This is a genomic window from Streptomyces cyaneofuscatus (assembly GCF_042718795.1).
GTDB classification, from domain to species: domain Bacteria; phylum Actinomycetota; class Actinomycetes; order Streptomycetales; family Streptomycetaceae; genus Streptomyces; species Streptomyces cyaneofuscatus_A.
The window spans coordinates 89981-106498 of the sequence record NZ_JBHXOX010000007.1; the positions used below are offsets into that span (position 1 = coordinate 89981).

The window sequence follows — 16518 nt, forward strand, 5'->3', positions numbered from 1 at the left end:
CATGCGGGTCACGTCACCTGTCCGCCAACAGGGAGTTGCCTCATGTCCTCCGAAACCCGGAACACAGCGACCGCAGCGACCGCACCCCGGAACACCGCGACACGACGACAGGTCCTGGCAGGGAGCGGCGCAGCGGCCGCGATCGCCTTCACCGGGGCCTTCTCCGAACTCTTCGCGGGCACGGCCACCGCCCGTGGCCACAGCGGCTACGGCCCCCTCGTCCCCGACCCGGACGGCCTGCTCGACCTGCCGAAAGGTTTCCGCTACCGGGTGCTGTCCCGGGAGGGCGACCCGCTGCGCTCCGGCGAGGGCAAGGTGCCGAGCAACCACGACGGCATGACCGCCCTCGCCGGCCGCCACGGCCGCGTCCATCTGGTCCGCAACCACGAGAACCGGCACACGGCGAAGATCGGCGTCCCGACCGTCGCCGGCCTGACCTACGACCCGGCGGCCAAGGGCGGCTGTACGTCCCTGGAGCTGGACGGCCGGAACAGGGTGCTCGGCGAACGGGTCGCCATCGCCGGTACGGCGGTCAACTGTGCGGGCGGGCCCACCCCCTGGCGCACCTGGCTGACCTGCGAGGAGACCGAGGACAGGGCCGGGACCAACGGGTACACCAAGGACCACGGCTTCATCTTCGAGGTGGACGGCGCCGACCCGCGCCGCACCGGGGCCGTCCCCCTGACCGCGATGGGCCGCTTCCAGCACGAGGCGATCGCGATCGACCCGAAGAACGGGATCGTGTACGAGACGGAGGACGCGTTCGACAAACCGTTCGGCCTCTTCTACCGCTTCCTCCCCACCAAGCCGCTCGGCGGCACCGGTTCGCTGCGGGCGGGCGGGGCGCTGGAGGCGATGCGGGTACCGGGCCTGCCCGACCTCTCCGTGGTCCAGGAGACCGGGGCGAGCTTCGACCGGGTCGAGTGGGTGCCCGTACCGGACCCGCTGGCGGCCGAGACCCCGATCCGGCTCCAGGACTTCGGCCGCAAGGGCATCACGCACGCGCAGAAGCTGGAGGGCTGCTACTGGGGCGGCTCGTCCGTCTACTTCGTCTCCAGCTTCGCCCGCAGCGACGAGGGCTCGGCGGCCGACCACTACGGCCAGGTCTGGCGGTACGAGACGAAGAAGCGCCGGCTCACCCTGGTCGTGGTCTTCGGCCCGGACACCGACATCCAGCTCCCCGGAGAGTCCCCGGACAACATCTGCCTAACCGCCGACGGGGGCCTGATGGTCTGCGAGGACGGCGGCGGCGCGCAGCACGTGCTGGGGGTGACCCGGCGGGGCGAGGTGTACACGATGGCGCGCGGGCGGCAGAACATCGGGACGCCCGAGGAGCCGGAGTGGGGCGAGTTCGCGGGGGTGACCTTCTCGCCGGACGGCTCGACCATGTACGTGAACTGCTACACGCCGGGGACGACGTTCGCGGTGACGGGGCCGTGGTGCTGAGGGGGCGACACCGGAGCGCCATATAAACCCTAAGGGCAGATTGTCAGATATTTTCCGTGAGTGATCACTACTGCACGGAAACGGAAGACGACTGTCCTGATGGTCGCGGGGGTGCTGATCGGTGGCGCCTTGGCCGGGTGCGGGGGCGCCGCCTCCGCACCCACCCCCGTACCCACCCCCACGACTCCCGCCTCCGCCGCCGCTCCCCCGCCGCCGAAGAAGCCGCCCACCATGGCCCCCGGCCCCGCCGGGCGCACGCCGGTCTTCGAGCGGCGGCCGGCAACAGGAGGGGGCGCGGAGAAGGGCGCGGCCGAGAAGGTCGTCGCGCTCACCTTCGACGCCGACATGACGGCCGATCAGGGACCCCGGGCGAAGGCGGGCGAGCGCTTCGACAACCCGGAGCTGATCGCGCTGCTGCGGCGGCTGAAGGTTCCCTCGACCGTGTTCATGACCGGCCGGTGGGCGGAGGAGTACCCGGCGCAGGCGAAGGGGATCGGCACGGACGACCTGTTCGAGGTCGCCAACCACTCGTACAGCCACCACGCGTTCACCGCCGACTGCTACGGCCTGCCGGTGGTCGCGAAGGACGCCATGGCCCGCGACGTGGAGCGCGCCTTCTCGGCGTTCCGGCAGGCCGGGGTGCGGAACGTGGTGCCCTACTTCCGCTTCCCCGGCGGCTGCTACGACGACGCGGCCCTGCGCGCGCTGACCCCGGCGGACGTGACGGCGGTGCAGTGGGACGTGGTGAGCGGTGACGCGTTCGCGACGGATGCGGGCGCGGTGGCGGAACAGGTGCTGGACGGGGTGCGGCCGGGGTCGCTGGTGGTGATGCACTGCACGCGCAGCGCGGCGCCGGTCACGGCGGAGGCGATCAGCAGAATCGTTCCGGAGCTGCGGAAGCGGGGCTACCGCTTCGTGAAGGTGTCGGAGCTGATGGAGGGCTGAGGGCCCTGATGGAGGGTGAGGGCCTGGTGGAGGGCTGACCGGGCCCGTCGCTTCAGGCGGAGGGTTCCGGACAGGAGGGTTGCGCCGTGGCGCGCGTCGTGGTGAACCGTCTGCGGTACTCGCTCGGCGTGGTACCCAGGTGGCGGGCGAAGGCGCGGCGGAGGCTCTCGTCGCTGCCGAGACCGCAGGGAGCGCCGCCGCGGTGATGCTGTGTCCGTCGAGGAGGGTCACTCCGTCGAGGACGGGGAAGGCGACGCGGCGGGTCATGTCCGGATCGTGGTTCACTCGGCCGAATGGAGATGGTCCAGCGTACGTGAGGGCGCGAGGCTGGTAGCAGGCGCACGAACGCCACAGGCACCACAGCCACCGACGGAACACGGAGAGGCTCCCACCATGAGCGTCACCAGCGGAACGATCGCGGGCGTACGGATCCCCGACAGCGCCCTGGCCAAGGAAGCGACCGAGCTGGTGCGTGAGGCCGCCACGCCGCTGGTCTTCGACCACTCCCGGCGGGTGTTCCTCTTCGGGGCGCTGCGCGGCCGGGAACTGGGTCTGGACTTCGATCCCGAACTCCTCTACGTGGGGGCGATGTTCCACGACCTGGGCCTGACCGGGCGGTTCCGCCGTACGGACCAGCGCTTCGAGATCGACGGCGCGGACGAGGCCCGCCGCTTCCTGAGCACGCACGGCATCACCGGCGACCCGGCCGACCGGGTCTGGACGGCCATCGCCCTGCACACCACGCCGGAGATCCCGCTGCACATGGCGCCCGAGGTGGCCCTGGTGACCCGGGGCGTGGAGCTGGACGTCCTGGGCATCGGCTACGACGCGGTCACCGACGAGCAGCGCGCGGCCGTGGTCGCGGCGCATCCGCGCCCGGACTTCAAGAACGGGATCCTCGCAGCCTTCACCGAGGGCATCCGGGACCGGCCGGCAACGACCTTCGGCAACGTCAAGGCGGATGTGCTCGCCCACTACGTCCCCGGCTTCGAGCGGGGCGACTTCGTGGAGGTCATCAAGGGATCCGACTGGCCGGAGTGACTGGGTGACCGGGTGACCGGGTGGGCAGCCGTCGGGCGCCGGTAGGATCAGCGCTTTTACGGGGAGTGCGATGCGCACATCATCAGGGCGGGGCGGTAAGGGGCAGAGGTACGCGCTGACCTCGGACGAGGACCACGCAGACTTCTGGGGCTCCGCCCGCGAGGCGGAGGGATTCTTCACGCCGCTGCCGGACGAGGAGGGAGTACGCCGGGTGCGCCTCACGGGCTGTCTCCCTCAGGGCGGCCTGCTGAAGAGCGCCGGACGCGTCGGCAGTCGTCGCGCCCTGGCGGGGAACGCCTGGTTCGAACTCCTCGACGGAGCCGGAACCCCCATGGGGTCCTACTTCGTCGATGACGTCACCGTCATCGATGTCGAGCCCTCCGCCTGCGGGGGCGGCCTCGTCGACCTCACGGTGACCCTGTGGTGCGAGAACGCCCTGGTCGGAGCGGAACGCGTATGGGACCTGATCCGCACGGGCCGGCTGAACCGCACCGGCATGTGGCACGAACTCGCCCCCGAGGACAGACACGCGTGGCTGTCGGTGGCGCTGTGGTCCCGGGAGTGCAGCCGCCGGGGACGGACCGACGCTCCCGCAGGCCAGGTGTTCACCTTGGACGGTCGGTACATCGTCGACCGGGACAGCTTCTCCTGCGCGATCGGTGAAGCCGTCAACGGCCCCGGCGGGTATTTCGGCTGGAACCTCGATGCTCTCGACGACTGCCTGAGGGGCGGCTGGGGTGCCACCACGCCGTGCACCGTGCACTGGGACTTCTCGGCCCGGTCCAGGGCATGGCTGGGAGAGCGTGTGCGCTCGGGAGAGCGCGAGGTCACGCTCTTCGACCTGATCCTGGAGATCTTCGAGGAGCGGGGCGTGAGCGTCGTCCTTCGGTGACCGCTCGATCAGGCCACCGGATCCGGCGGCCCCACGATCGCCCGCAGCGCCGCGAGGTGGCCCCGGTAGGCGTCCCGGCCCGCCGGGGTCAGCCGGGCCACACGCGCCGCCGGGCATCCCGGACCAGCCGTGCGTGCTGCCCGGCGACCGCCAGTCGGACACCGGGCGCACGGCGGCTCCCAGTGGCGGCAGTTCTCCAGCATGAAGCGGATCCTGAGCACGCCGGTACCCGTCGTTCACCGCCCGGCCCCCTGGGAACAACCCCCTAGCCGGAGCAGGCCGAGCGCCCCGCCTCCTGCCAGGCGCAGACCGGGCAGAGCGTGGCGCCCTTGGCGGATTCGGGGTACTCCGTCGGCTCGCGGCACAGCACGCACTCCGCGAACGGCGGGCCCGCGTCCGCTTCCGTAGCGGCGGGTGCGGGCGTTGCGCAGTACGAGGCGTCGTCCATGTCCACGAGCCTACGTAACGCGGCGGTCAGTTGGCCGTCTTCTCGGGCCGGGCCTCGCTCGGGCGCACGATGACGAACCCCTCGCCCTGGAGCATCAGCTGCACGGCCTCGCCCGAGCCGCCGCGCACCATCGACCCGACGCTCTGCGAGCGGTGCAGGGTGGTCGTGAGCTGCTGGCTCCAGCCGACGACCGCGTCCGTGTCCACGTACACCGGCTGGGCGCCCGTCACCGGGATCACGATGGGGGTGCCCTCGCACATCAGGCCGATCTTGCCGTACCCCGTGAAGACGCTGTTGAAGAGGCCGCCGCCGATCATTCCGGCGCCCTTGACGGTCTTGATCTCGTACGAGAGCGTCGCGTCGAAACAGAGGACGTTGCGGCCGTTGATGGTGATCTGGTCGCCCTGGTCCATCTCCAGGATGAAACAGTTGGCGGCCTCGTGCGCGAACCACGCCTCGCCCTGCCCGCGTACGGCCATGAGCGCGAGGCCCTCGCCGGTGACCGCGCGCTTGAGCATGCCGCCGATGCCCTGGCCCTTGCGCTCGAACTGGAGGTTGCCGCGGAAGGCGATCATCGAGCCCTGGCGGGCGTGCATCTCCCCGTTGACGGCGTATTTGATCGACTTGGAGTTCTGCAGGGTCATGCCGGGGGCGGTGGCCGGCTGGGCCATGTGCTCGCTGGAAAAGAGATCGCTCTTCATGCGGAGCATCCTCACCCGGACCGGCCCGTTACGCCAAGGAGGTGACACCCGCCGCCTGGCAGACTGGGACGGTGAGCAGCGACGACACCCCCCAGAGCCCCGTCTCCCCGGCCCCGGTCTCCCCGAGCCCCGCCTCCCCGGCCCCGGACTCCCCGAGCCCCTTCCACCACGGTCCGACCGACCGGGACGCGGCCCCCCAGTACGTGCTCCCCCTCGTGGTGCACCTGGAGAAGACGGCCCCGCCCGCCCGGACCGATGCCCTGCGCACCGCCGCCCGGGCGGTGCTCACGATCCTGGCCGACGAGCGGTCCACCGGCGAGGGCGAGTGGGCCGGGGCGATGCGGGACTGGGAGGACGCCCGCATCCGCAAGGTGGTGCGCCGGGCGCGCGGCGCGGAGTGGCGCAAGGCGGCCGCGCTGCCCGGGATCACCGTGACGGGCGGGAGCGCGGAGGTACGGGTGTACCCGCCGATCCCCCTGGACGGCTGGCCCAAGGAGCTGGCCAAACTCCAGGTGTCGGGCACCGACCTGGACGACCCCGAGCCGCCCGCCGCCCCCGACCCCGATGGCCCGGTGCTCTGGCTCAACCCGGAGCTGGAGATGTCGGCGGGCAAGACGATGGCGCAGGTCGGCCACGGCGCCCAGCTCGCCTGGTGGGAGCTGTCCGACACCGAGCGCAAGGCGTGGCGCGAGGCGGGGTTCCCGCTGTCCGTGGCCACCGCGACCCCGGAGCGCTGGCGCGAGCTGACCACGGGCGGCCTGCCGGTGGTGCGCGACGCGGGGTTCACCGAGATCGCCCCCGGACCTACGGTCGTGGCGGAAGGCGGGCTGCGGTTCTGTCCGCTCCCGGGCGTACGGACCCGCCGGTGAACGCACACCGCGGCTGAATGTTTCCGCGCCCGCTGACGTATCTCCCGATACCGCCCCACCGGCGTTACCACCAAGTAGCCTGCACCGCGAGTCGGTTGGCGGTGGTCCGACGCCTGATCGACGCTGTCACGCCTCGTCCCGGGAGACACCTTGTTGCGACGCATCAACGGAACGGCCCTCATCATCGCGGCACTGGTCGCCACGGTGGGCGCACTCGCCTTCCCCGTCTGGTCCTACGCGGACCGCTCGGGCACCGGCGAGGCGAATCTCAACGCCTCCAGCGTCGCCACCCAGTGGGGCCCGCTCTCCGCGACCGACCGGGACTTCCTGGTCAAGGTGCGGCTCGCCGGGCTGTGGGAGCTGCCGGCGGGGCAGCAGGCGATCGAGCGGGCGCCCAGCGAGGCGACGAAGGCGGCCGGGGACCACCTGGTCGTCGGGCACACGGACCTGGACCGGCGGGCCCGGGACGTGGCCGCGAAGCTCGGGGTCGAGCTGCCCAACCAGCCGACCGAACAGCAGCAGGTCTGGCTCAACGAGCTGACGGCGGCGAGCGGGGACGAGTACGAGCGGAAGTTCGCCAACATCCTGCGGGCCGCCCACGGCAAGGTCTTCGGCCTGATAGGCCAGGTCCGGCACACCACCCGCAACACCCTGATCCGGCAGCTCGCCAGCGACGCGAACCAGACCGTGCTGGACCACATCACCATGCTGGAGGGCACCGGCTTCGTCGACTTCGACGCCCTGGCGCGCGAGGCGGCAGGCGGGTCCACCACCAGTCCCTCGGGGCCGTCCATGCCGCAGGGCGGGCAGGTGCCGCCGGTTCCGGTACCGGTGACGCCGACCGGCGACCAGTCCTTCACCTCGCGCCCGGTGCCGCCGACGATGCCTCCGATGCCGTGACGCGGCCGCCGATGCCGAGCCGATGCCGTAACGACACCGAGGCATCGGAACCTCAAATCCTCCTCTGAACGTCCCCCCGTTCGGGTTGGACGCCGCTCGCCGGGGCCATCACCCCGGGACAGAGCGGAGGAGGGGGACACCATGAAGCTGGGCATCGGGATCGGCTGGCGGCCGGAGATCGCGGCCGAGGTGGAGGCGCTCACGGGGGTCGACTGGGTCGAGGTGGTGGCGGAGAACCTCTGCGCCGACCACCTCCCGGACTCCCTGGTGCGTCTGAGGGAACGGGGCGTGACCGTCGTGCCGCACGGCGTGTCGCTCGGCCTGGGCGGCGCGGACCGCCCGGACGCCGAGCGGCTCGCCGGTCTCGCGGCGCGGGCCGAGCTGCTGGGGACGCCGCTGGTGACCGAGCACATCGCGTTCGTACGGGCCGGGGGGCCGCTGACCGCTTCGCCGAGGCTGGAGGCGGGCCACCTGCTGCCGGTGCCGCGCACCTGGGACGCGCTGGAGGTGCTCTGCGAGAACGTGCGGATCGCCCAGGACGCGCTGCCCGTGCCGCTGGCCCTGGAGAACATCGCGGCGCTGGTCTCCTGGCCGGACGAGGAGCTGACGGAGGGGCAGTTCCTGGCGGAGCTGGTCGAGCGGACCGGGGTGCGGCTGCTGATCGACGTGGCCAACCTGCACACTAACCACGTCAACCTCGGCGAGGACCCGGCGAAGGCGCTGGACGAGCTGCCGGTGGAGGCCATCGCGTACGTCCATGTCGCGGGCGGCGTCGAGAAGAACGGCGTCTGGCACGACACCCACGCCCACCCGGTGACCGCCCCGGTCCTGCACGTGCTGGCCGAGCTGCGCTCCCGGGTCGACCCGCCGGGCGTGCTGCTGGAGCGCGACGACGCCTTCCCGCCCGGCGCGGAGCTGGCGGGCGAGCTGGAGACGATCCGGGAGACGCTGCGGACGGCGGGCGAGCTGGAGACCGTCCGAGCCACGCTGCGAGCGGCGGGCGGCCCGGGCGGGACCGGCCCGTGCGAGACCGGGCGACACGGCTCCGGGTCGCGCATCGCCGCGCCGCGTACGGGGACGACGCCCGCCCCCGTACGCCCCGGAGCCCGCGACCGTACCGCCGTCGCCCAGGCCGCGCTGCTCTCCGCGCTCGTCGCGGGTACCCCGGCGCCCGAGGGCTTCGACCACCGGCGGCTGCGCGTGCAGAGCCGGGCGCTGGCCGCGAAGCGCGCCGATGTCGTCGCCAAGGTGGCGCCCGAGCTGCCGGAGATCCTCGGCGACGGCTACCGCGCCGCCTTCCTCGACTACGCCAGGTCCCGCCCGATGAGCGACGGATACCGGCGCGACGCCCTGGACTTCGCGGAGCGGATCCTGATCTCCGGCGGCCTCCCCGACCCCGTGGCGCAGCGCCGGCTGACCCACTGGTGGGAGGACCGCTGCGGGCCCCGCCCGCCGCGCCGGACCACCCGTATCGTCCGGGCGGCGCGTGCCGTCCTCGCAGGGAAGTGACCGCCATGAACACGCTCGCTCTGGCACTGACCCTCGCGGTCGCCCTCTCCACCGTGCTGCTCCTGGCGAAGGTGGTCGTCTCCCGGTCCCGCCGCCCCTCGGCCGGCCCCTCCCCCGCCGTCCACGACCTCTACGAGGCGGCGTTCCTGAACGGCGGCCCGGCCAGGGTCACGGACACCGCGCTCACCGCGCTGTACGCGGACGGCCGGGTGCTCATCGGCGGCCCCGGCATCATCTCCGTACAGCGTGCGCACGCGCAGGACCCGGTGGAACGCGCCGTGCTCCAGGCGCTGTCGGCCGCCCCGAGCGGGGCGCTGCACGCGGTGCGGGAGGCGGTGATGCACCACCCGGCGGTGCAGGAGATCGGCGACGGGCTGGCCCAGCGCGGGCTGCTCGTCCGGCCCGCCGAGAGCCGTCCCGTACGGCGGTGGGCACTGATCCAGGGCGTGAGCTGCTTCGTCGCGTTCCCGCTCTCCATCATCCTCACGGTCGTGCAGTACGTGTCGCTGGACGACCCGTACTCCACGCCGGTCCCGTTCGTCCTGAAGATGCTGCCCGCGATCCTGCTCGGCGGGATCAGCGGGTTCGTGGTGGCCGCGTCCACCACGAACCGGATCACCCGGGCGGGCCGCCGGGCCGCGCAGGCGTTCCGGGCCGCGAACGCCTACGTGCTGACCCCGCCGTACCTCGTCGCCAACCGGGGGCTGCGCGCACTGCCCGACCCCGGGCTCCAGGCCCAGCTCATCGCGGCGGCCCGGCAGCACACGCGGACCCGTCGGTCGCGGTCCGGCTCCTCGGGGCGCCGGTCCACGGGGTACGTGGGAGGTGCGGCCGGGGCGTCGGCCTTCGCGGCGACCACGGTGTGGTGCGCCGACGCGGGCCCCGGGCACACGAGTTGCGGAGGCGGGGGCGGAAGCGGCTGCGGCGGGGGCTCCGGGTGCGGTGGCGGTGGCGGGTCGAGCTGCGGCGGCTCGGGCTCCAGTTGCGGGGGCGGCTCGGGGGGTTCGAGCTGCGGCGGGAGTTCGGGCGGCTCCAGTTGCGGCAGCAGCTCCTGAGTCACGAACCGTGAAGGCTCCTGAGCCACAAGCCGTAAAAAAGAAGTGCGGCAACCGGGTCGTTCCCCGCAACACACCGGCCCGGTGCTGTACTTCACCCTCCCCGCACTCCATCCTCCCCTCTCCGCATCCGCAGAGAGGTCCCGCCGTGAGAGCAGTACCGCTGTACGCAACGATCGGCTCCCTGGTCCTGTCCGCCCTGGCCGCCGTCCCCGCCACCGCCGACGGCGGCGCAGGACCGGCCTCCGCCGAGGAGCGCGGTACGGCGGTGGCAGCGGCCCGCGCCTCGGCCGCCGGGATCTCCTTCGGCGCGTGCCCGGAAGAGGAGATGCTGCCGGACACCCTGAAGTGCGGCACCGTCAGCGTCCCGCTGGACTACGCGCGGCCGGACGGGCGGACCATCGACCTCACCGTCAGCCGCACCCTGGCCACCGGACCGGCGGCCGGCCGGCAGGGCTCCTTCGTCTACAACCCGGGCGGCCCCGGCGCCTCCAGCATCACCTTCCCGCTGATGGGCGAGATGTCCGAGTGGAAGGAGGTCGCCGAGGCGTACGACATGGTCGGCTACGCCCCGCGCGGGGTCGGCGCCTCCGCCCCGCTCTCCTGCCAGAACCCCGCCGCCTTCGCGAAGAGCCCCACCGACTCCCCCGCCCACCCCACGGCCGCGTACAAGGAGCAGCGGATCGCGCAGGCGCGGGCGTACGCGCGAGGGTGCGAGAAGCACGCGGGCGAGGCGCTGCGCCACTACACCTCGCTCAACAACGCCCGTGACCTGGAGGTGCTGCGCGCCGCCCTCGGGGACGAGCGCCTCACCTTCATGGGTGCCTCCTACGGCACGTACCTGGGTTCCTTGTACGCGACCCTCTTTCCCTCACGCGTGCGCCGTATGGTCTTCGATTCCGCGGTCGACCCGGACCCGGAGCAGATCTGGTACCGCTCCAACCTCGACCAGTCGCTGGCCTTCGAGTCCCGCTGGGAAGACTTCCGGCGGTGGGTCGCGAAGCACGACGCTGTGTACGGGCTCGGCCCCACGCCCGAGGCCGTGCAGCGCCACTACGACACCGTCCGCACCGCCCTCGCCACCGAGCCGGCGGGCGGGAAGGTGGGTCCGGGGCAGCTCCACGCGGCGTTCCGGGAGGCGGCGTACTACGACGACTACTGGGCGATGCGGGCCACCGCCCTCTCCGAGTACGTCCGGGGCAACCCGGAGCCGCTGGTCACCCAGATGTCGCCGCGCGCGATCACGGCGAAGGACGACGAGAACGAGCGGGCCGTCTACACCGCGGTCGAGTGCAACGACGCGCCGTGGCCCGAGGAGTGGGAGGTCTGGGACCGCGACCATACCGACCTCGCCCGCATCGCCCCCTTCCAGACGTGGGACAACGCCTTCACCAACCTGCCGTGCGCCTTCTGGCCCGCGCCCCGGCAGCAGCCGTTGGACGTCTCCACCGGGTGGGGCGAGCTGCCCCCGGTGCTGATCCTGGCGGCGGAGCGCGATGCGGCGACCCCGTACAGGGGGGCGCTGGAGCTCCAACGGCGGCTGCGCGGCGCGGTGCTGGTGACCGAGCGGGACGCGGGAACGCACGGCGTCGGCGGGGCCGGGAACGCCTGCGTGGACGAGTACCTGAGGCGCTATCTGCTGACGGGCGCGACACCCGACGGGGACGCGGAGTGCGCCCCGCGCGCGGAGCCGAACCCGGTCTCGCTGGACTAGAAAGGTAACGGGGCCAGGAACGCGGAAGGGCCCTGCCGGAGTGCGGTGAGTGCACTCCGGCAGGGCCCTCAAGCCGAACCCGGTGTCGCTGGAACGGCGGGCGGCACGGTCGGTGCCCGATGCCCGTCTTCTGATCTTCCGGGTTGGGGTGGTGCGGGAACTCGCTGGCTATGCGAGCCCGGCCACCAGGTCTGCGACGCTCCTCCTGCGGCCCGTGTAGAACGGGACCTCCTCGCGCACGTGGAGCCGTGCCTCGGAGGCGCGCAGGTGGCGCATCAGGTCGACGATGCGGTACAGCTCGTCCGCCTCGAAGGCGAGGACCCACTCGTAGTCGCCGAGCGAGAACGAGGCGACGGTGTTGGCGCGGACGTCGGGGTAGCCCCGGGCCATCTTGCCGTGGTCCGCGAGCATACGGCGGCGGTCCTCGTCGGGCAGCAGGTACCAGTCGTAGGACCGGACGAACGGGTAGACGCTGATGTAGTCGCGGGGCGTCTCGTCGGCGAGGAACGCCGGGACGTGCGACTTGTTGAACTCGGCGGGCCGGTGCAGGGCCATGTTCGACCAGACCGGTTCCAGAGCGCGCCCGAGCTTCGTGCGGCGGAAGAGGTTGTAGGCCTCCTGGAGCTCGTCCGAGGTCTCCGCGTGCCACCAGATCATCAGGTCCGCGTCCGCGCGCAGACCCGAGACGTCGTAGGTGCCGCGCACGGTGATGTCCTTGGCCGCGAGCTGGTCGAACAGCTCCTGGACCTCGTCCGCGTACCCGGCCCGGTCCAGCGGCAGGACGTCGCGCAGTTTGAAGACCGACCAGAGGGTGTAACGGATGACCTCGTTGAGGTCCTTGGCCTTCTTTCCGGCGTTCGGACTCTTGCTGGATGTCACAGTCTCAGGAGCACTCATACGGCTATTGTCCCGCCTCGCTCCCGGTGCCCTGAACCAGGGTCGGCGTGGCGATGATCTCCTTCATGATCTCTCCTTCGTGATCTCTCCGGCGAACTCGCTCATGATCTCGTCCGCCGCCCGCTGCGCGCTCGCGACACAGGCCGGGATGCCGACCCCGTCGTAGACCGCGCCGCAGACCCGCAGGGCGGGCAGCTTCGCCACCTCGTCGCGGATGCGGGCGACCCGGGTGTGGTGGCCGACCGGGTACTGCGGCAGTCCGCCGATCCAGCGGGTGACCTCGCTGTCGACCGGGCGTGCGGCGAGTCCGGTGGCCGCCCGGAGGTCGCGCAGGGATACGGCGACGAGTTCGCCGTCCTCGCGGTGCAGGTGCTCCTCCTCGCCGTACCGGCCGACCGAGGTGCGGAGCACGAAGAGGTCCGGGGCGGCGTCGGCGACCCACTGCCACTTGTTGCTGGAGAAGGTGGACGCCTTGATGGTGCGCCCGTCGACCGGCGGTACGAGGAAGCCGGAGCGGCCGCGCAGGGCCTCGTACGCCTCGATGTCGGTACGGCGGAAGGCCAGGGTGACCAGGGCCATCGACGCGTACTCGACGCCGGTCAGCTCGGCGGAAACGGCCGGGGACTCGGCGGCGAGGAGGGCGGAGGCGGACCAGGCGGGGGTGGCGAGGACGATGCCGTCGGCGGTGATCACCCCGGTGTCGGTGCGGACCGCCCAGCCCGTGTCCGTACGGGTCAGACCGAGGACCGGGGTCTCGGTGAGGATCGCGCCGCCCGAGGCCCGTACGGCGTCGGCCACGGCGTCCGGCAGGGTGCCGATGCCGCCCGCGATGCCCTGGAAGACGGGCCCGGTCTGCTGCCGGGCCGCCGCTCGCTCCTGGATACGGCGGACGGCCTCCAGCAGCGGGCCGCCCTCCTTCACCGCTTCGAAGAGCTGCGGTACGGCGGCGCGCATCGAGATCCGGTAGGCGTCGCCCGCGTAGACCCCGCCGAGGAGGGGCTCCACCAGGCGGTCGACCACCTCGCGGCCGAGCCGGTCGGCCACGAACGCGCCCACCGCCACGTCCTCGCCGACGGGCGTCGGGGTCAGGTCGCGCTCCTCGGCGATCCGGGCGAGGCCTTCCGGCGTGAGCACCCCGTCGAGGGCGGCCGGGTCGCCGGGGACGCCCATGACGTGGCCCTTGGGCATCGGGCGCAGCGCGTCGCGCGTCCAGAGGGAGGCGGTCGCGGTGGCGGGCGGCTGGAGGCGGCCGGAGAGGCCGACCGCCTCGGCCAGGGAGACCGCCTCGGGACGGCGGGCCAGCATCGACTCGGCGCCGAGGTCGACCTGGACGCCCGCGACGTCGCCGGTCATGAGCTTGCCGCCGAGCCGGTCCGTGGCCTCCAGGAGCGTGACCCGCAGGCCGGTGGCGACCAGGCGGTGGGCGGCGGCCAGTCCGGCGATGCCGCCGCCGATGACGACGACGTGGCGGGCGGGCGGGTCCGCATCCTGATGTGAGCGCTGCATGGGTCCACTCTCTCAAACCCTTCTCCGAGCACCGGCCGTGACCACTTCGCAACCCACGGCCGGAAACCGGTTCGGGAGGGCCCGCGTCGAACCGGCAGTATCACCACACGTCCTGGGGGGACCTGTTATGCACACCGATATCGATCACCGCTTCCACCACCGCCGCTCCCGTCTCCGTGCCGCGCTGGCGGCCGGCGCTCTCGGCGCGGTGCTGCTCGCCGGCGGCTGCGGCGCCGGCGACGCGTCCGACGCGAGCGCGGGGTCGAACGACCTCAAGGCGAGCGGGGAGAAGGGGATCGTGGGCGATCAGTACGCCCCGGGCGACGGGGCGGCGGCCTCCGCGGCTCCGGAGGCGGCGAAGGGCGGCGAGCGGCAGAAGGCGCCGAAGCCGGGGGCGGCGGGCAGCCATGTCATCCGGACCGCCGAGCTGTCGGTGGAGGTGAAGAGCGCGCCGAAGGCGGCGGCCACCGCCCGGAGCACGGTGGAGGCGAGCGGGGGCCTGGTCGCGACCGAGACCACCGAGCGGATCGACGACGAGCACGAGTCCTCGCACCTGGTGCTGCGGGTGCCGCAGGACAGCTACCAGGAGGTGCTCGGCAAGCTGGCCGGCGCCGGGAAGCTGCTCTCCCGCTCCTCGAACGCGAAGGACGTCACCGACCAGGTCGTCGACGTGGAGAGCCGGATCGCCACGCAGCGCGCGAGCGTGAAGCGGGTCCGGGAGCTGATGGACCAGGCGGAGAAGATCAGCGATGTCGTCACGCTCGAAGGTGAGCTGAGCAGCCGTCAGGCCGATCTGGAGTCCCTGCTGGCCCAGCAGTCGAGCCTGACGGACCGCACCACGCTGGCGACGATCACGCTGGACCTTACCGAGGCGGACGCCCCGCGCAAGGACGGGAAGGACGACGACCCGGGGTTCCTGGACGCGCTGGGCGGCGGCTGGGACGCGTTCGTGACGATGTTCCGGTGGATCGCGGTGGCGATCGGCGCCTCGGCCCCGTTCCTGGCGACGGCCGCGCTGCTGCTGGTGCTGTGGCGGGTGCTGCGCGCCCGGCGGACGGCCCGTACGGCCCCGGCGGCACCGAAGCCGGAATCGGAACCGAAGCCGGAGACCACACCGGCCCCCTGAGGCCGCTCCGCCGTAGCCTGGGCTCCCTGACGGCTGATACGGCCGGCCGGCACGGCGAAAGGGACCCGGAGACATGGCAGCGGAGCGACTCGTGGTCATCGGCGGCGGCGCGGCGGGCATGTCCGCCGCGTCGCAGGCCCGCAGGCTGAAGATGCCGGACGAGCTGGAGATCGTCGCCTTCGAGCGCGGCGGGTTCACCTCCTACTCCGCGTGCGGCATCCCGTACTGGGTGAGCGGGGACGTGGCGGGGCCCGACGACCTCATCGCCCGTACGCCCGAGGAGCACCGCGAGCGGGACATCGACCTGCGGATGCGCACCGAGGCCACCGGGATCGACGTGGCCGGGCAGCGGGTGCGCGCGGTGGACCTGGAGAGCGGCGAGTCGTACTGGACGGGGTTCGACAAGCTGGTGATCGCCACCGGGGCGCGTCCGGTCCGCCCGGAGCTGCCGGGCATCGACGCGCCAGGCGTGCACGGGGTGCAGACCCTGGGCGACGGGCAGGCGCTGCTGGACTCGCTGGACCACGCCCCCGGTCGGCGGGCGGTCGTGGTCGGCGCCGGGTACATCGGCGTCGAGATGGCCGAGGCGATGCTGAAGCGCGGCTTCGAGGTGACCGTCCTCAACCGCGGGAAGCAGCCGATGGCCACCCTCGACCCGGACATGGGCAAGCTCGTCCACGACGCGATGGACGGACTCGGCATCACCACGGTCAACGGCGCGTCCGTCACCAAGATCCTCACGGGTCCGGACGGCCGGGTCAGCGAGGTGGCGACCGAGGAGCGGACCTACCCGGCGGACGTGGTCGTCCTCGGCATCGGCGTCGAGCCGGAGGCGGAGCTGGCCCGGGAGGCGGGGCTCACGGTGGGGCCGCACGGCGGGATCCTGACCGACCTGGCGATGCGGGCCGTGGGCCACGAGAACATCTGGGCGGGCGGCGACTGCGTGGAGGTCCTGGACCTGGTGGCGGGCCGCACCCGCCACATCGCGCTGGGCACCCACGCCAACAAGCACGGCCAGGTCATCGGTTCCAACGTCGGCGGCGGCTACGGCACGTTCCCGGGCGTCGTCGGTACGGCGGTGAGCAAGGTCTGCGACCTGGAGATCGCCCGGACCGGGCTGCGGGAGAAGGACGCGCAGGCCGTCGGCCTGCGCTATGTCACGGCGACCATCGAGTCGACGCAGCGGGCGGGGTACTACCCGGGGGCGAAGCCGATGACGGTGAAGATGCTCGCGGAGCTGCGTACGGGGCGGCTGCTCGGGGTGCAGATCGTCGGCCGCGAGGGGGCCGCCAAGCGCGTGGACGTGGCGGCGGTGGCGCTGACGGCCGGGATGACGGTGGAGCAGATGACGGCGCTGGACCTCGGCTACGCGCCGCCGTTCTCACCGGTGTGGGACCCGGTGCTGGTGGCGGCCCGTAAGACGGTGGCGGCGGTGCGGGGCGCGGGAAGCTGACACTGAGCCTCCCGCA

At 72.6% G+C, this 16518-nt stretch carries 14 protein-coding genes and 1 pseudogene; 11 read left to right on the top strand and 4 right to left on the bottom strand.

The window, feature by feature from the left end:
- The first annotated feature begins 42 nt into the window (after positions 1-42).
- The 4 genes from ACFWRT_RS09340 to ACFWRT_RS09355 all read left to right on the top strand — a co-directional run bounded on the left by ACFWRT_RS09340 (position 43) and on the right by ACFWRT_RS09355 (position 4324).
- Positions 43-1446: an alkaline phosphatase PhoX gene (locus ACFWRT_RS09340; RefSeq protein ID WP_380951637.1), complete on the top strand. Its 1404-nt coding sequence runs from the start codon at positions 43-45 to the stop codon at positions 1444-1446.
- Positions 1447-1545: 99 nt separating this feature from the next.
- Entirely contained in the window at positions 1546-2391 is an 846-nt protein-coding gene (locus tag ACFWRT_RS09345; RefSeq protein ID WP_380951671.1) for a polysaccharide deacetylase family protein, read from the top strand.
- 393 nt (positions 2392-2784) lie between these two features.
- A complete protein-coding gene (locus ACFWRT_RS09350) occupies positions 2785-3432 on the top strand; it encodes an HD domain-containing protein (RefSeq protein ID WP_380951638.1) in 648 nt (215 codons plus the stop codon).
- A 70-nt stretch (positions 3433-3502) separates the two neighbouring features.
- Entirely contained in the window at positions 3503-4324 is an 822-nt protein-coding gene (locus tag ACFWRT_RS09355; protein ID WP_380951639.1) for a barstar family protein, read from the top strand.
- 265 nt (positions 4325-4589) lie between these two features.
- On the opposite strand, the gene ACFWRT_RS09360 is transcribed toward ACFWRT_RS09355, so the two are convergent.
- On the bottom strand, positions 4590-4772 hold the full coding sequence (locus tag ACFWRT_RS09360; protein ID WP_380951640.1) for a hypothetical protein: 183 nt from the start codon (positions 4770-4772) through the stop codon (positions 4590-4592).
- Positions 4773-4798: 26 nt separating this feature from the next.
- A complete protein-coding gene (locus tag ACFWRT_RS09365) occupies positions 4799-5473 on the bottom strand; it encodes an AIM24 family protein (protein ID WP_317816775.1) in 675 nt (224 codons plus the stop codon).
- A 71-nt stretch (positions 5474-5544) separates the two neighbouring features.
- Here ACFWRT_RS09365 and ACFWRT_RS09370 point away from each other — a divergent pair, with 71 nt between their 5' ends.
- The 5 genes from ACFWRT_RS09370 to ACFWRT_RS09390 all read left to right on the top strand — a co-directional run bounded on the left by ACFWRT_RS09370 (position 5545) and on the right by ACFWRT_RS09390 (position 11520).
- Positions 5545-6342: a peptidyl-tRNA hydrolase gene (locus ACFWRT_RS09370; RefSeq protein ID WP_380951642.1), complete on the top strand. Its 798-nt coding sequence runs from the start codon at positions 5545-5547 to the stop codon at positions 6340-6342.
- Between the two features lie 153 nt (positions 6343-6495).
- Entirely contained in the window at positions 6496-7242 is a 747-nt protein-coding gene (locus tag ACFWRT_RS09375) for a DUF4142 domain-containing protein (protein ID WP_380951672.1), read from the top strand.
- Between the two features lie 141 nt (positions 7243-7383).
- Positions 7384-8751, top strand: coding sequence for an MbnB/TglH/ChrH family RiPP precursor modification enzyme (locus ACFWRT_RS09380; protein ID WP_380951643.1), 1368 nt, complete (start codon positions 7384-7386; stop codon positions 8749-8751).
- A gap of 5 nt (positions 8752-8756) precedes the next feature.
- Positions 8757-9806 (top strand): TIGR04222 domain-containing membrane protein, encoded by a 1050-nt coding sequence (locus ACFWRT_RS09385; RefSeq protein WP_380951644.1) that lies wholly within the window; start codon positions 8757-8759, stop codon positions 9804-9806.
- Between the two features lie 148 nt (positions 9807-9954).
- The gene (locus tag ACFWRT_RS09390) at positions 9955-11520 is read left to right on the top strand and encodes an alpha/beta hydrolase (RefSeq protein WP_380951645.1); all 1566 of its coding nucleotides are present in this window, start codon (positions 9955-9957) and stop codon (positions 11518-11520) included.
- Between the two features lie 168 nt (positions 11521-11688).
- On the opposite strand, the gene hemQ is transcribed toward ACFWRT_RS09390, so the two are convergent.
- Together hemQ and hemG are read right to left on the bottom strand one after the other, a co-directional pair.
- On the bottom strand, positions 11689-12417 hold the full coding sequence (hemQ, locus tag ACFWRT_RS09395; RefSeq protein ID WP_380951647.1) for a hydrogen peroxide-dependent heme synthase: 729 nt from the start codon (positions 12415-12417) through the stop codon (positions 11689-11691).
- A 4-nt stretch (positions 12418-12421) separates the two neighbouring features.
- Positions 12422-13923 (bottom strand): annotated as a pseudogene (gene hemG / locus ACFWRT_RS09400) (protoporphyrinogen oxidase).
- A 127-nt stretch (positions 13924-14050) separates the two neighbouring features.
- Here hemG and ACFWRT_RS09405 point away from each other — a divergent pair.
- Positions 14051-15049 carry a DUF4349 domain-containing protein gene (locus ACFWRT_RS09405; RefSeq protein ID WP_380951648.1) on the top strand — a complete coding sequence of 333 codons (999 nt, stop codon included), beginning with the start codon at positions 14051-14053 and terminating at the stop codon, positions 15047-15049.
- 73 nt (positions 15050-15122) lie between these two features.
- A complete protein-coding gene (locus ACFWRT_RS09410) occupies positions 15123-16502 on the top strand; it encodes an FAD-dependent oxidoreductase (RefSeq protein ID WP_381121251.1) in 1380 nt (459 codons plus the stop codon).
- The last annotated feature ends 16 nt before the right edge of the window (positions 16503-16518 follow it).

Coding starts and splice junctions, on each gene's coding strand:
- ACFWRT_RS09410 (WP_381121251.1), top strand. CDS start 15,123: ATGGCAGCGGAGCGACTCGTGGTCATCGGCGGCGGCGCGGCGGGCATG.
- hemQ (WP_380951647.1), bottom strand. CDS start 12,417: ATGAGTGCTCCTGAGACTGTGACATCCAGCAAGAGTCCGAACGCCGGA.
- ACFWRT_RS09345 (WP_380951671.1), top strand. CDS start 1,546: ATGGTCGCGGGGGTGCTGATCGGTGGCGCCTTGGCCGGGTGCGGGGGC.
- ACFWRT_RS09385 (WP_380951644.1), top strand. CDS start 8,757: ATGAACACGCTCGCTCTGGCACTGACCCTCGCGGTCGCCCTCTCCACC.
- ACFWRT_RS09365 (WP_317816775.1), bottom strand. CDS start 5,473: ATGAAGAGCGATCTCTTTTCCAGCGAGCACATGGCCCAGCCGGCCACC.
- ACFWRT_RS09360 (WP_380951640.1), bottom strand. CDS start 4,772: ATGGACGACGCCTCGTACTGCGCAACGCCCGCACCCGCCGCTACGGAA.
- ACFWRT_RS09380 (WP_380951643.1), top strand. CDS start 7,384: ATGAAGCTGGGCATCGGGATCGGCTGGCGGCCGGAGATCGCGGCCGAG.
- ACFWRT_RS09340 (WP_380951637.1), top strand. CDS start 43: ATGTCCTCCGAAACCCGGAACACAGCGACCGCAGCGACCGCACCCCGG.
- ACFWRT_RS09405 (WP_380951648.1), top strand. CDS start 14,051: ATGCACACCGATATCGATCACCGCTTCCACCACCGCCGCTCCCGTCTC.
- ACFWRT_RS09350 (WP_380951638.1), top strand. CDS start 2,785: ATGAGCGTCACCAGCGGAACGATCGCGGGCGTACGGATCCCCGACAGC.
- ACFWRT_RS09355 (WP_380951639.1), top strand. CDS start 3,503: ATGCGCACATCATCAGGGCGGGGCGGTAAGGGGCAGAGGTACGCGCTG.